Source organism: Hymenobacter aerilatus (genome assembly GCF_022921095.1).
GTDB lineage: Bacteria > Bacteroidota > Bacteroidia > Cytophagales > Hymenobacteraceae > Hymenobacter > Hymenobacter aerilatus.
In genome coordinates this window covers 4,291,715-4,306,316 of the sequence record NZ_CP095053.1, presented here as the reverse complement: position 1 = coordinate 4,306,316, position 14,602 = coordinate 4,291,715, and the positions used below count along the sequence as shown (strand labels likewise).

The 14,602-nt window shown below is 54.0% G+C and carries 13 protein-coding genes; 10 read left to right on the top strand and 3 right to left on the bottom strand.

What is annotated here, in order from left to right; translation table 11 throughout:
- The first annotated feature begins 16 nt into the window (after positions 1 to 16).
- The 6 genes from lptC (at position 17) to recJ (ending at position 8,229) form a co-directional block, all read left to right on the top strand.
- Entirely contained in the window at positions 17 to 568 is a 552-nt protein-coding gene (gene lptC, locus MUN82_RS18050; protein WP_245092683.1) for an LPS export ABC transporter periplasmic protein LptC, read from the top strand.
- A gap of 3 nt (positions 569 to 571) precedes the next feature.
- Positions 572 to 850 (top strand): hypothetical protein, encoded by a 279-nt coding sequence (locus MUN82_RS18045; RefSeq protein ID WP_245092682.1) that lies wholly within the window; start codon positions 572 to 574, stop codon positions 848 to 850.
- Between the two features lie 162 nt (positions 851 to 1,012).
- Positions 1,013 to 3,142: a peptidylprolyl isomerase gene (locus MUN82_RS18040; RefSeq protein ID WP_245092681.1), complete on the top strand. Its 2,130-nt coding sequence runs from the start codon at positions 1,013 to 1,015 to the stop codon at positions 3,140 to 3,142.
- 213 nt (positions 3,143 to 3,355) lie between these two features.
- Positions 3,356 to 5,173: a tetratricopeptide repeat protein gene (locus tag MUN82_RS18035; protein ID WP_245092680.1), complete on the top strand. Its 1,818-nt coding sequence runs from the start codon at positions 3,356 to 3,358 to the stop codon at positions 5,171 to 5,173.
- 69 nt (positions 5,174 to 5,242) lie between these two features.
- A complete protein-coding gene (locus tag MUN82_RS18030) occupies positions 5,243 to 6,241 on the top strand; it encodes a glycosyltransferase family 4 protein (protein WP_245092679.1) in 999 nt (332 codons plus the stop codon).
- Between the two features lie 269 nt (positions 6,242 to 6,510).
- On the top strand, positions 6,511 to 8,229 hold the full coding sequence (gene recJ / locus MUN82_RS18025; RefSeq protein WP_245092678.1) for a single-stranded-DNA-specific exonuclease RecJ: 1,719 nt from the start codon (positions 6,511 to 6,513) through the stop codon (positions 8,227 to 8,229).
- A gap of 4 nt (positions 8,230 to 8,233) precedes the next feature.
- Here the strand turns inward: recJ and MUN82_RS18020 are convergent, their stop codons facing one another.
- The 3 genes from MUN82_RS18020 to MUN82_RS18010 form a co-directional block, all read right to left on the bottom strand.
- Complete coding sequence (locus MUN82_RS18020; protein ID WP_245092677.1) at positions 8,234 to 8,746, bottom strand: hypothetical protein; 513 nt, start codon at positions 8,744 to 8,746, stop codon at positions 8,234 to 8,236.
- Positions 8,747 to 8,817: 71 nt separating this feature from the next.
- The gene (locus tag MUN82_RS18015; protein ID WP_245092676.1) at positions 8,818 to 9,234 is read right to left on the bottom strand and encodes a DoxX family protein; all 417 of its coding nucleotides are present in this window, start codon (positions 9,232 to 9,234) and stop codon (positions 8,818 to 8,820) included.
- A gap of 42 nt (positions 9,235 to 9,276) precedes the next feature.
- Positions 9,277 to 9,666, bottom strand: coding sequence for a DoxX family protein (locus MUN82_RS18010; protein ID WP_245092675.1), 390 nt, complete (start codon positions 9,664 to 9,666; stop codon positions 9,277 to 9,279).
- A 119-nt stretch (positions 9,667 to 9,785) separates the two neighbouring features.
- Here MUN82_RS18010 and MUN82_RS18005 point away from each other — a divergent pair, with 119 nt between their 5' ends.
- From MUN82_RS18005 to MUN82_RS17990, 4 genes are all read left to right on the top strand, one after another.
- Positions 9,786 to 11,633 carry a M61 family metallopeptidase gene (locus MUN82_RS18005; RefSeq protein ID WP_245092674.1) on the top strand — a complete coding sequence of 616 codons (1,848 nt, stop codon included), beginning with the start codon at positions 9,786 to 9,788 and terminating at the stop codon, positions 11,631 to 11,633.
- A 17-nt stretch (positions 11,634 to 11,650) separates the two neighbouring features.
- The gene (gene lptB, locus MUN82_RS18000) at positions 11,651 to 12,382 is read left to right on the top strand and encodes an LPS export ABC transporter ATP-binding protein (protein WP_185281871.1); all 732 of its coding nucleotides are present in this window, start codon (positions 11,651 to 11,653) and stop codon (positions 12,380 to 12,382) included.
- A gap of 52 nt (positions 12,383 to 12,434) precedes the next feature.
- Positions 12,435 to 13,976, top strand: coding sequence for a GH3 auxin-responsive promoter family protein (locus tag MUN82_RS17995; RefSeq protein WP_511184978.1), 1,542 nt, complete (start codon positions 12,435 to 12,437; stop codon positions 13,974 to 13,976).
- Positions 13,977 to 14,174: 198 nt separating this feature from the next.
- The gene (locus MUN82_RS17990; protein WP_245092672.1) at positions 14,175 to 14,510 is read left to right on the top strand and encodes a hypothetical protein; all 336 of its coding nucleotides are present in this window, start codon (positions 14,175 to 14,177) and stop codon (positions 14,508 to 14,510) included.
- The last annotated feature ends 92 nt before the right edge of the window (positions 14,511 to 14,602 follow it).

Here is a 14,602-nt window from a genome sequence, read left to right as displayed (position 1 = left end):
GGGGAAGGAGAAGAACATGCGAGAGTTACGTATTTGGATAGGGGTGGGGCTCGCCTTGGTTGGTTGTCAGAAGCAAGAAGCTGATCCAACAAAGAAGGTCAAGTACGAGGGTCCTATTATGGAAACTACCAACGTTCTGACCTTCGTTAGCGACTCGGCCAAGCTTCAGGTAAAGCTGACTTCACCGTTGCAGCAACAGTTTGAGTCGGGCGATGTGATTTACCCGAAAGGCGTGAAGCTGCTATTTTATAGCAAGGACGGCCAAACGGTAGTCAACACCATCAGCGGCGACTACGGCAAGCAGGAAAAGAGCAAAGGTGTCTATTCCTTACGCGGCCACGTGCGGGTAAAAAACGAACCCAAGCAACAGACTTTGCAAACGGAAGAACTGTTCTACGATCAGCAGCGGTTGCTGATCTATACGCAGCCCGAGATGTTTGTACACATCGAAACGCCGACGGAAAAGGTAGACGGCTACGGCTTGGAAGCCGATCAAAATTTTTCTCGTTATAAGTTGAAGCGTGTGACTGGTATATTCAGCAATATCACCGAGACGACTACCCCCTAAGTTATGGCCTTTCGATTTGATAAGTCGCTGGGACGAACAGTTTTGTTTTCGGTGGCCGTAGTGTCATTTATCATTGCTGTGTACCAGACCATTCTGCAAAACAGCATCGGTAAAAACTACGAGTTATACATGGTGTCGTTTGTGTGCGTGATGTGGTTTCGCTACTTAGGATTGGACGATAAGGCCGCTACCAAAGACACGCCGGCTACCCGCCCGGGCACCGCTGCTAAAGTCGGCGCAAAGTCAGTTGCGAGTAAGTCAAAAAGCAAGCGGCGTAAGTAAGGCTGCTTCTTTTTTGCCAGCAAAGAGGGTATTTACGATACTGAATATCATCGAAATACGCCTTTCCTACCCTACCACTAGCAGGCAGCTTTGAATGTCGGGCGGATTCTGGTTATTTTGCGCTTCCTTCTCCTTTTTTATACGGTGCTTTTTTTCAAGTAAATGGCTTTAATTAACACGATTCGGGAAAAATCCGGCTGGGCCGTTGGCACGGTGGCCATCGGTATGCTGCTCTTCATCGTGGGCGGCGACCTAATAGGCGGAAACAACCGTTTGTTCAGCAGCAACGATACAACTGTGGGCGAGGTAGCTGGCGAGAAAGTAGAGCTAGCCGAGTTTCAGAACACGCTGGAACAGCAAAAAGAGGCTTTTGCCGCCCAGCAAGGTCGCCCCGCCGACGAGCAAGTGATGGGCTACCTGCGCGACCAGGCCTGGAACCTGACTATCTACCGCATTGCCTTTCAAAAGGAGTTTGAAAAGCTGGGGCTGAAAGTATCGGATGATGAGGTAGTGGATATGGTGCAGGGTAAAAACATTAGCCCCAGCATTCGCCAAGCTTTCACCGACCCGCAGACCGGTCAATTCGACCGCGCCAAGCTGCTTGACTATCTGCGCAACCTCGACAAGCTGCCTCCACAGGCCCGCGCTGCCTTCGAAAACTTCGAAGCCAACCTGCCCATTGAGCGCATGGCCAACAAGTACAATAACCTGATGAAGTTCTCGACCTACGTGACCAGCGCGGAGGCCAAGAACTACCTCACCAACCAAGCTACTACCGCCAACGCCCGCTACCTGCTGGTGCCCTACTACACCGTATCCGACTCGTCGGTGAAGGTAACGGACGCGGAGTTGCAGGCCTACCTCGACAAGCACAAGAGCCGCTACAAGGTAGAGCAGGGACGCAGCATTGAGTACGTGACCATTCCGGTGGCAGCTTCGGTGGAAGACAGCAGCGCCGTGCGTAGCACCATCGACCAACTGGCTACTCAGTTTCAGAGTGCACCCAACGACTCGTTGTTTGTGAAGCTGAATTCGGAGCAGCCCTATAATGGCGCCTACCTCTCACCCGCCGACCTGCCCGAGAAACTGCGCGAAAACCTACCCCTCACGGTAGGGCAAGTGTACGGCCCCTACGCTGAGAATGGCGTGTACTCGCTATTCAAAGTAACCGGCGAAAAGAAAGGTGAGCAGGCTGCTGCCCGTGCCAGCCACATCCTCATCAAACCAGAAGGCACTACTCCCGAAGCCAAAGCTGCTGCCAAGGCCAAAGCCCAGGACATCCTGAACAAAATAAAAGGCGGCGCCGACTTTGCCGCTATGGCCCGCCAGTACGGCACCGATGGTACCACTGCCACCGGCGGCGACCTAGGCTGGTTCTCGCAAGGCCGTATGGTACCCGAGTTTGAAAAGGCCGTATTTGGTACCAACTCGAAAGGCTTGCTACCCGCGCCGGTAGAAACCTCGTTTGGCTACCACATCATCAAAATAACCCAGCCCAAAACCAACCAGACCTACCAGGTAGCAGCTGTACAGAAAGCCATTGTGGCCACCGACGCTACTCGCGACGCCGCCTACCAGCGTGCTCAGGACCTGAAAGGCCAGATTACGGACGTAGAATCGTTCCGCAAAGCCATAGCCGCCGATAAGTCGTTGCAGAAGCAAGAAGCGCAGGGCATTGGCTCGGCCGACCGCAACGTAAACAACCTGCAAAATGCCCGCGACTTGGTACGCTGGGCGTACTACAGCAACAATGGCAAAGCCACGAAGGTAGGCGACGTGTCGGATGTGCTGGAAGTTGGCGACCAGTACGTGGTAGCCGTGCTCACTGGTACCCGCGACAAAGGAACGGCCGATATTGCCAGCATCCGCCCCGAACTGACTGCCCAGGTGCGCAACGACATGAAGGCAGAGCAGATCATGAACAAGCTAAAAGGTAAGACCGGCACACTGGAGCAACTGGCTGCTGCCTACGGTCCGTCGGCGCAGGTGAAAACCGCCGATAACGTGGTGCTCGGGTCGGGTGTGCTGCCCGGTCTGGGGGCCGAGCCAGTGGCAGTTGGCAAAATCTTCGGCCTGAAAGTCGGGCAGAAGTCGGCGCCTGTTCAGGGTGAGCAAGGTGTACTGATTGTAGAGCCCACGGCCATTAATACGCCCACGGAGGCCGGCGACGTAGCCGCTACCCGCAAGCAACTTACCGAACAGCGCACCGCCCGCGCCGACGGCTTGCTCTACGAAGCTGTGAAAGCCAACGCCAACGTAAAAGACGAACGGGTAAAATTCCCGAACCTGTAGGTTCTGTTACCCTGTAGCATCCCCTTACCAAAAGGCCACTCCGCAAGAGTGGCCTTTTCCTTTGGTGTACTCGCAATGGCCAACAGGTTTTTGTGGCTATCTTGAAATGATTCTGAATGGTGAGTCGTTCAGAAAGTTGAGCAAGGGTAGGAGGTTGGAATAAGACACCGGCACCTGGCAACCTACAGCTTGTAATTCGTAACTATCCTTAGTATGCGCTTTTCCCGTCGTTTACTGCCTGTTCTGATGCTAATGTTGCCAGCGGCCCCGTTGGCAGCCCAATCTATGCTGGGAGGCGATGTAGCGCTGGCCAAGGAGTACGCCCGCAAAGGCGAGAATGAAAAGGCTACTTTCCTGTTCAGTCGCCTACCTACCGCCGAGCAGCAGCGCCCTGATGTATTGCCCGACTACCTGAATGCCTTGCAGGCCCTGCACAACTACAAGGAAGCGGAGAAAGTGGCTCGTAAGGCGGCTAAGCAGCATGCTGCCGAGCCAGTATATACCGTGCTATTAGGGGAAGTATACACTGCCGCCGGCAACCAAGCCGCTGCTATAAAGCAATACGATCAAGCCTTGGCACGCCTGACCAGCGAGCAAATCATACCCGTTGCCACAGAATTTATGCGTCGCCAGCAGCCAGAATGGGCCGAGAAAACCTACTTGCGAGGTAGGGAGCTGACAAAAAATGACGCGGAATTTGCCCCTCAACTTATTCAGCTCTATACCCAAGGTGGACAAACAGAGCAACTAATGGCCGAAACGTTGCGCCTGGTGCAGCAAGACGAGCGGCAGCTTCCCTTTGTGCGCAACATGCTACAAAACTCGCTACGGGAAGAAAAAGACTTTGAGGCGCTCGAAAAGCAACTGCTTAGTAATGTGCAGAAATACCCGGAGCAGCCTGTGTATAGCGAGCTGCTGCTATGGCTACAGGTGCAGCGTCACGACTTTGTAGGCGCGCTAGTGCAAGCCAAGGCCCTCGACCGCCGCGAACGAACCAATGGCAGCCGCGTGCTGGAGGTGGCCGCCATTGCCCAGCACAACCACGATTACGAAAGCGCCATTGCGGGCTATCAATACGTGTTGCGCGAGTACAAAGGCGGACCGCTCTACGCCATTTCGCGGCAGCGGCTGGTAGAAGCCCGCGAGGAGCAGGTGCGCACGACGTACCCCGTAGAGCCGGCCAAAATCCAAGGACTGATAACCGAGTACGAGCAGGTATTGCAAGAGCTGGGGCGCACACCCGAAACGGCGTCTATCCTGACCAATATGGCCGAGCTGTATGCCTTTCAGCTCGACGACAAACCGCGGGCCATTCAGTTGTTGCAGGAGGTAATTGCTATGCCCCGTGCTAACCCTACCACGGTGGCCGATGCCAAAATCAACCTAGCCGATATTTACCTGCTGCGCGGCGAGCCCTGGGAGGCTACCCTGCTTTACTCACAGGTAGAGAAAGACCATAAGGACTCGCCCATTGGCTACGAGGCCAAGCTCCGCAACGCCCGCCTCAGCTACTACGCTGGCGACTTCAAACTGGCTCAGAGCCACCTGGATATACTCAAGCAAGCCACCAGCCGCGAAATTGCCAACGATGCTATGCAACTCAGTCTGCTCATCTCTGATAATACGGCCATGGATACGGCTGGAGTAGCCCTGCGTGATTATGCAGCCATTGAGCTCCTGGTATTTCAGAATAAATTAGCTGAAGCCAGCCGCAGCCTCACAACGCTGGTGACCAAATATCCTGGTCACGCTCTCACAGATGAGGTGTGGTACCTGCAAGGCCAACTCCAGCGCCGCATGGGCGACTATCCGGCTGCCGTAGCGACGCTTGCCAAAATTACAGCCAACCCAAAATATGATGTGCTCAGCGACGATGCACTCTTTCTGATGGCCAGCATCTATGAGGAAAATCTCAAGGAGCAAGACAAGGCTAAAGAGCTCTATAATCAACTGCTGGTGAAGTATCCGGGTAGTATTTATGTAGCAGAGGCTCGTAAGCGGTTCCGGTCGTTACGCGGGGATGGTGTTTAAAGTGTAAGAGCTCTACTGTGTAAGACAAAAGAAAGCAGTAGCTTACAAAAAAAACGATAAATTCCTGACATGAAGGTTTCTTATTTCTATCGCAAGCCGATACCTCATTTTCATTTTAGCATCGAAAGAATTTTCGATGCAGTGAGCAGCTATTTGCAAAAGGAAGTAGAGGTAGAAAGAAAAGAAATGCCTTTTTTTTGTGATAGATTAGAATATAAATATAAAAATGTCCTGTGGTCAAGAAAAAACAACGGGTCTATTAATCATATCACGGGCGATATTCATTACGTGGCGTTGGGCTTGGCTAGTGCTTCCACAGTGCTAACCATTCATGATGTCAATTTTATGAAGAGGAGGAATTATTTAAAATTAGTAGAACCGTATATTTTTTCTCTTTTAATTCCGATAGCGAAAGCCAAAATAGTAACAGTCGTTTCCGAACAGACTAAAAGGGAAGTGCTTGAGTATGTGCCGTTTTTTAAAAATAAAATACGAGTAGTGCCTAATTTCTATGATCCTGCTTACGAGATATTTGAAAAACCATTTAATAAAGAAAAACCAGTTTTACTGCAGATAGGTACTAGCGCCAATAAAAATCTAGAGCGGCTGATTGAAGCCGTCGAGGATATTAACTGCACGCTTGTGATTGTCGGGAGATACAATAAAAATATAGAAGAACTATTGCTATCTAAACAAATAAGTTATGAATGGAAGCAAAATCTAACGGATATAGAAGTGCGGGAACAATATCAGCAGTGTGATATAATGTGTTTTGTATCTACTGCTGAGGGATTTGGTATGCCTATTTTAGAAGCGCAGGCGGTGGGTAGGGCGGTTATTACCAGCAATACATCCTCTATGCCAGAAGTAGCGGGCAACGCGGCGTTGTTAGTTGATCCGTATTCAGTAGCAGATATTCGTGACGGAATTTTAAAACTAATTGATGATGACGGTTTAAGAGATGAGTTAATAAAAAAAGGGTTTGACAATATTAAGCGATATGATATAGCCAGAATTGGTGAGATGTATTATAATCTGTACGCTGAAATTGCTGCAGAAGCAAAATAAAGTTGCTTTACTATAAGTGAGAGTATACTAAAATCTATGCGCTGCGTTGCCGAGAAACTTAAAACCTATAAGACTAAACCTCTAATTCTAACTTATGCAATAAGGACGAGCTTGGTAAAAGTATGACAGGCACTTACCACGTAAACTACTGCATAAGACCTGAAAGAAAAATGATGGGGATGAGTTGCAATAGCGAAGCGAGAGCGGGATAGAAGCGGTTTTCTTCTTACTTTTGAAGATAGCGCCCTTTGCTGTCAACCCCGCCTAGTATGGAAAAAAGATGGATTCGTAAGTCTTCGCCGGACCCCGCTAATGTCCGGCAGTTGGCAGATGCCTTGCGCGTCAACGAAGCCATTATCAGCCTGCTATGCCAGCGCGGCGTGTGCACGTTTGAGGAGGCAAAAGCCTACTTCCGTCCCTCATTGGCCGACCTGCCTAATCCACTGCTTATGCGCGATATGGACCGGGCCGTGCAACGCCTGACCCACGCGTTGCACGCAGGGGAAAAGGTGCTGGTATTTGGCGACTACGACGTAGATGGTACTACCTCTGTGGCGGTAGTATATTCCTACCTACGGCAGTTCTTCGGCCCCGAGCGCATCGACTATTACATCCCTGACCGCTATAAGGAAGGCTACGGCGTGTCCGATGCGGGTATTGACTATGCCGCCGAGCACGGCTATGCGCTCATCATTGCTCTCGACTGCGGGGTGAAGGCTGTGGAAAAGGTAGGCGATGCCACCGCCAAAGGGGTCGATTTTATTATTTGCGACCATCACCTGCCCGGCGAATCGCTCCCGCAGGCCGTAGCCGTATTGGACCCTAAGCGTGCCGATTGTCCCTACCCCTTCAAGGAACTGTCGGGCTGTGGGGTAGGATTCAAGCTAATGCAGGCTTTTACGCAGGCACAAGGTCTGAGCGAAGCGCCACTGTACGAGCTGCTGGACTTAGTAGCTGTGAGTATTGCGGCTGATATTGTACCCATTTACGGCGAAAACCGGATTCTGGCTTACCACGGTTTGCGCCTGCTCAATGACCCCGAGCGTCCGCAACGCCCTGGCCTCGACGCCCTGCGAGAGTTAGCTGGGCTACGCTTTGGGTTGAATATCAGTAGCTTGGTATTTGGCTTTGCACCTCGCATCAATGCAGCCGGGCGCATGGGCGATGCCAAGCGTTCAGTAGCCATGCTGCTGGCCGAAACCAAGGAAGACGCCATTGCCCGTGCTGGTGTGGTTGATAAAACCAACCAAGAGCGTCGCGGCTTCGACACCAGTATCACCAAAGAGGCGCTGGAAATGATTGAGAATGACAGCCGGCTGTTAAATGCCCGCTCCACGGTGCTCTATAAGGAAGATTGGCACAAGGGCGTTGTGGGTATTGTGGCCTCACGCTGCCTCGATAAATACTACCGTCCTACCATCATCCTCACCCAGAGTAACGGCAAGGCTACTGGCTCGGCGCGTTCGGTGGCGGGTTTCGATGTGCACCAGGCTATAGAAGAATGCGCCGACTTGCTGGAGCAGTTTGGCGGACACATGTACGCAGCTGGGCTCACACTGGCCGTAGAAAACGTGCCCGCGTTTCAGAAGAAGTTTGAGCAGATCGTTGCTAGCCGCATACTGCCGGAGCAGCTGATTCCGCCCGTCGAAATTGACAGCGAGCTACAACTTACCGACATCACCAATGGCTTCTACCGCTTGCTGAGCCAGATGGAGCCGTTTGGCCCGGGCAACCCAAACCCGGTGTTCGAGTCGCGGGGTGTATATGCCGCCCCGGACTCTGCCCGCATCGTTGGCAACTCGCACTTGAAGGTAGCCCTTACTCAAGACGGCTACCATGTGGTAGACGCCATCGGCTTCGGACTAGGGGAGTACTACGACCGGATGCAGCAGGGCGAGCCATTCAGCGTGTGCTACAACGTAGAGATGAATGAATACCGCGGCGTGCGCACACTTCAGCTGCGCTTAAAGGATATTCGGTGGGAATAAGCTCCTACTGCGTAGCTTCTGCAAGACGGTAGGGTTTGCCGTCTAGCACTACGTAGCCTTCTTTCAGATAAGAACCTGCGTGAGACTTTCGATATAGCAATGGCTGTAGTTGAAGCCACGTAACCACGCCGTTTATCCGCTGCTCACGCAATACGGTGCGGCCTGCTTGCTTTAGCTTAAAGCGCTCCTCTGTGTTACCGCTATACCAATAGATAGTTCTGTGACTCCACTTACTGGATTTTGCAGAGTTTGAGAGCGGCACCGTATTCGTCGTATTACTGGTAAGTTCCGCCGAACGACCTTTCACCACATGCCGCCGTTGAGCTAATCCTTTCCGATTGGTGGTGAACTTAGGGGTGTTTTGCTGTGCTACTGCGCGCAGCATATCAGCGTGATGAAACAGTGTATCGCGGGCTGCGGTGGCTTGGACCGAATCTGTAATGAGCTGTGCCTGAGCGGAACCAGCAAAAAGGAAGAGACCAACCGCAGCACTGAGGTAATAACGGGTAGAAAGCACAGAATACAGCATATAAAAAGGCGCTCGAAAGTAAGAGCGCCTTTTCAGTTATCCTATATTCTGTATTCAGATTATCGGGTTACCCGCTGCCGCCAGGCATCTAAACTCCACTCGCCGGCGCCAGCAACGGCCAGAAACAGGAATACAAAGCAGTACAACACCGCTAGCTCGCCCTGATTCTGGATGGGTAGGGGCGCTTGCGGTGCGTGCGCCATAAAGTAGGCCACAGCCATGAGGCCCGACATGACGAATGCCACGGGCCGCGTGAACAGACCTAATATAAGCAGCAAGCCTCCCAGCGCCTCCAGCACACCAGCTAAGCCCATGAGCGAAAAAAGCTCGGCGGCGCCATGCTCCCCAGCCGGAAAATTAAACAGCTTCTGCGTGCCGTGTAGCATAAACATGAAGCCCGCCACAATACGCAAAACGCTCAGCAAACGGGGCATCCAGGTAGCGGAATAGGTAGGGGTAGAAGTAGTAGCTGCCATATTGCGAGAAAAATGAGTGATGAGTCTGTAACGGCCTTCGGCTTACAACGTTGCAAGCCGTTGAGGGGGCCGGGCAAACTGCCATGCCCAGCCAATGAGTACTAGCTGCAGGGGGAGGCGGGTCCATACCAACCAGGTAGGCAGCCGAAACAGCTCATCGTTGTGGCGGGCCATATATACATTGGCTGGGAACACAGCCACCAGCAGTAGAATGAGCCCCCAGGCGGCTGGCCGGCGCGTAGCGGGCAGTAGCAGGCCCAGGCCGCCCGCCAGCTCAGCCACACCGCTCACGTATACCAGCGTGAGGGGCGCGGGCAGGTAAGGCGGAACAATCTTCGTGTAGACCTTCGGCTTTACGAAGTGCATCACACCGGCCCCCACGTAAAGCAGGGCCATCAGAGAAAGGCTAAGGGTACGACTACGGCGCGACATGCAACAAGGGTAGGAGAGTAGGGTAGAAACGGAGGGCACCCCGACCGGGTTTTGGGTAGGGCAATGTGTACCTTGGCTCATTCGTTGCCTGTGCGCGTGTTCTATCTTTCTCCTTTCTTATGAAATTTGCTTTCCTGGCCCTTGCTATGGGGCTGACCACAGGTGTTGCCTTCGCCCAACAACCTGCTGGATACCAGATTACGCTTGACCTGCAACAGGTTGCCAACGACCGCGTGAAGGTGGTGGTACAGCCGCCTACCCCTACCCAGGACCAGGCCACCTACATCATGCCTTCGGTGATACCCGGCTCGTACGCGCGCAAGGACTACGGCCGCTTTGTGTCTGGTTTCACGGCATTGGATGCCAAGGGACGCAAGCTGAAGGTGAAACACCCTTCGCCCAACCTGTTCGTTATCGACAAGGCCCGCACGCTGGCTCGCCTCGAATACTTCGTAGACGACACCTGGGATGCTCGGCAGGACGACAACTTCATCTTCCAGCCCGGCGGCACCAACTTTGAAGCAGGTAGCAGCTTCGTGCTTAATCACTACGGCCTCTACGGCTACCTCGATGGGCAAAAGATGATGCCCTACCAGCTCACCGTTCGCAAACCTGCCGACCTCTACGGTGCCACCGCCCTACCCAAACAAAGCCCCTCGGCTACCGAGGACGTATACACGGCTCCTAGCTACGTCACGCTTTCAGACGGCCCCATCCTCTACAGCCACCCCGATACGGCGAGCTTCGCGGCGGGAGGGGCGCGCATTGGCGTGTCGGTAGTATCAGAAAGCGGAGTAGTGAAGGCCGCGCAGATACGCGAGATCATGCGGCCCATGGCCGAGGCGCTGGCGCAGTACTTTGGCGGTCAGATGCCGGTAGAGCACTACGAGTTTCTGCTGTATTTTCCGGGGATGAACTCGCCGCTGAACAGCAAAAACGGCGGGTATGGGGCCATGGAGCACTCGTATTCCTCGGTCTACTTCCTACCCGAAATACCGGATCCGGACCGCGTGAAGAGCATGGTGCAAGAAGTAGCTTCGCACGAGTTTCTGCACATGCTGGCGCCACTGAACATTCACAGCCGCGAAATCGGTGAGTTCGACTTCCGCGACCCGCAGATGTCGCAGCATTTGTGGCTCTACGAGGGCGTAACGGAGTACATTGCCCAGCTGGTGCAGGTGCGCGGCGGCTTGAACACGCCCGACGAGTTCCGCCAGCACATCAAGCAGAAAATCGACAACGCGGAGAAGTACCCCAATGTGTCGTTTACCACCATGAGCCGGCAGATTCTAGACGCGCCCTACAAGGATATGTACCAGAACGTGTACGAAAAGGGCGCGCTCATGGGCTTTTTGCTGGACATCCGGTTGCAGGAGTTGAGCCAAGGCCGCCAGAGCTTGCGCGACGTGCTGCTGACCCTGCGGCAGAAGTACGGCCCTACCCGCTCCTTCGAGGATAAAGACCTGATTCCGGAGTTTGTGGCCCTCACCAATCCGCAAATGCAGGATTTCTTCGACCGCTACGTTATTGGCAACGAGCCGCTACCCTACGCCGAGTATTTCCAGAAGATAGGCTGGCACTACGCGCCCAACGAGGAAGGCAAAACGCTGGCTTTCGGTAATATCGGCTTCAGCTACGACAGCGCCCGGGAACAGTTCAAAGCCACCCAAACCAAAGCCGCCGAAAATGCTTTTGGCCTGGAAGAAGGCAGCATCATAGTAGCAGTGAACGACCAACCCGTGACAATGGCCAATGCCGAGCAGCTACTGCGGCCGCTGGTAGAGCCTACCTCTGCCGAGCCCGTTACGGTGCGTTTTCAGGCATCGGCTACCGCCAAGCCCAAAGAACGTACGGCCGCGCCCCGCACCTTCGACGTAAAGCTGCACAACGTACTGCGGGTGGACCCCGCCGCCACGCCCGCCCAGGTAGCCTTGCGTGGGCAGGTGCTGAAGCCATTGAGCCAGTAAATCACCATTTTTGCCGTATGATTCTTCGCGCTGAGCACTTATTCAAGAAATACAAAGCCCGCACGGTCGTCAACGACATGTCGCTGCACGTGGAGCAGGGCGAGATTGTGGGATTGCTAGGACCAAACGGTGCCGGCAAAACCACGTCGTTCTACATGACGGTAGGCATGGTGAAGCCTAACGCCGGCAAGGTATTTCTAGACGATGAGGAAATCACGAAACTGCCCATCTACCAGCGCGCACGCCGTGGCATTGGCTACCTGGCGCAGGAGGCCTCCGTATTTCGGGATTTGACGGTAGAGGAAAACATCCTGTCGGTGCTGGAAATGACCGGCCAGCCCAAGCAAGCCCAGCGCGATAAGGTAGAAGAGCTGCTGAATGAGTTCAGCCTCACGCACGTGCGCAAAAACTTGGGCCGTGTGCTCAGCGGCGGCGAGCGGCGCCGCACCGAAATTGCCCGCGCCCTGGCCGTAGATCCTAAGTTTGTGCTGCTAGACGAGCCCTTCGCTGGCGTCGACCCCATTGCGGTGGAGGAAATTCAGGGCATTGTGGCCAAGCTCAAACACAAGAATATCGGTATTCTTATCACCGACCACAACGTGAACGAGACGCTCAGCATCGTCGACCGTGCCTACCTGCTCTTCGAAGGCAAGCTCCTGAAAGCCGGTACTGCCGAGGAGCTTGCCGCCGATGAAATGGTGCGCCGCGTGTATCTAGGCAAGCATTTCGAGCTGAAGCGTAAAATATAGCGGGCGATTGTGGTAGCGAAAGCCAGTGCCAGATTGAAGCACGTGTATTAATTTGCTTGCCGTGTTAAACTCCATTCTCTCTTGGGCAGTACAGCGGCGATTAAGTGATATCGCGCAGTTTCGGGACTATCCGCACGAGGCGCAGGCGCAGGTCTTGCGCATGCTCTTGCGCACAGCTCAGGATACAGAATGGGGTAGGAAATACGGTTTCGGTGACGGACTAAAGGCTGCCGAATTTGCGCAGCGGGTTCCCATCAGCACCTACGAGGAGCTCTACCCGGCGCTGGAGCGCGTACTGCAAGGCGAGGCCAATGTGCTATGGCCCGGCCGAGTGCAGTGGTTTGCCAAAAGCAGCGGCACCACCAATGCGCGTAGCAAGTACATTCCTGTTACCCAGGAGTCGTTGCAGGAAGGGCATTACCGGGCCGGCCGCGACATGACCGCGCTGGCTACCTATCACTACCCCGAGTGCAAAGTGTTGGGTGGCAAAACACTGTCGTTGGGCGGCACACACGCGCCTAATCCGTTTCGCCCAGCTGATCCTGATTCCCGCGTCGGCGACGTATCGGCGGTGATTATGCAGAACCTGCCGGCCTGGGCCGAGTACATCCGCACGCCGCCGTTAGAACTAGCTCTATTGGATGAGTGGGAGGAGAAAATAGAGCGTATTGCCCGCCACGTGCTTACGCAGGACGTGACTGTGTTGGCCGGTGTGCCTACCTGGATGATTGTGCTGCTGCGTCGGGTAGTAGAACTGGCTGGCGCAGCCAACATCACAGAGGTATGGCCCAACCTGAGCTTGTTTCTACACGGCGCAGTAGCCTTTGGACCCTACCGCGAGTTGTTTCGGCAGCTAATTCCGCGGAAACAGATGCACTACCTCGAAATTTACAACGCTTCTGAAGGCTACCTGGCGTTGCAGGATGAGCCTAACTCAGAAGACCTGCTGCTGCTACTAAACCATGGTATTTACTATGAGTTTCTACCCCTCGATCAGCTAGGGCAGGAGCACCCGCGGGCCTGCACGCTGGAAGAGGTAGAAATCGGGCCGCGCTACGCCCTCATCATGAGCACCAATGCGGGTCTGTGGCGCTACAACATCGGCGACACAGTACGTTTTACCAGCTTGGCGCCCTACCGTATTCGCATTGCGGGCCGTACCAAGCATTTTCTCAATGCCTTTGGCGAAGAGGTAGTTATCGAAAACGCCGACGCTGCTATTGCCGCGGCCTGCCAGGCAACTGGCGCCACCGTGCGCGATTTCACAGCTGCGCCCATCTATTTCAACGCTGCTGATGCTTCGCGGGGTGGTCATCAGTGGTTGGTCGAGTTCAATGTGCAGCCCGTTGATACAGATAGGTTTATAGCTGTGCTAGATGACACACTGCGCCAACTCAACTCTGACTACGATGCCAAGCGCCACCGCGACCTTGCTCTGGTACGCCCCGTGCTGACAGTAGCACCGCCTGGCACATTTGAGCAGTGGCTAGCCGGTAAAGGCAAGCTGGGTGGGCAGCACAAAGTACCGCGCCTCAGCAACTCCCGCGAGCTGCTGGAAGAAGTCCTACGACAGCTACCAGAAGAACTAGTATAACTAAAAATTTAGTTGTAAGTTAACGGAGTCATTATCAAGAGCTCTGTTCACTTATATACGATGCGTTATATTCCTTCTTTCGAATTAATTCTACTGTTGGGTCTAAGCTCAGCAGCTTGCACTGCCGTACACAAACCCGTTGGTTTTTGGTCGCGAAACCGCTACAACGCGAAGCTGGAGCGGCAAGGGCCCTGGCGCATGTACTATGACGATGCCGAGCGGCACGTGGCGGCTAAAGGACGCTTTCGACACAACTACGCACGGGGACGCTGGCACTATTATACCTTCAATGGGCAGCGGGAGAAATGGGAGCGGTACCACCGCACTCCTGCGGGCCTGGTTTCCATCCGTCACTACGACCTAGCCGGCAAGCTTTACCGCCATGGGCAGGCTCGCTACGTCAACGAGCCCGATGGACCGCATTTCTATTGGTTTGGGCCGTGGCACTACCTTGATCCGCAGGGTAGGGTAACGAAAATAGAAACATACGAAGTAGGCGTGCGAGTAAGTAGCGACTCAACAGTAAGGGAGTAAGGTGTGGCCTCTATTTTGCATAATGCGCTATAAGTGAATAACGTGTGCGCAATCCAACTCGTCGGTAGAAAGCGTATGTTAGTCGACTTCAC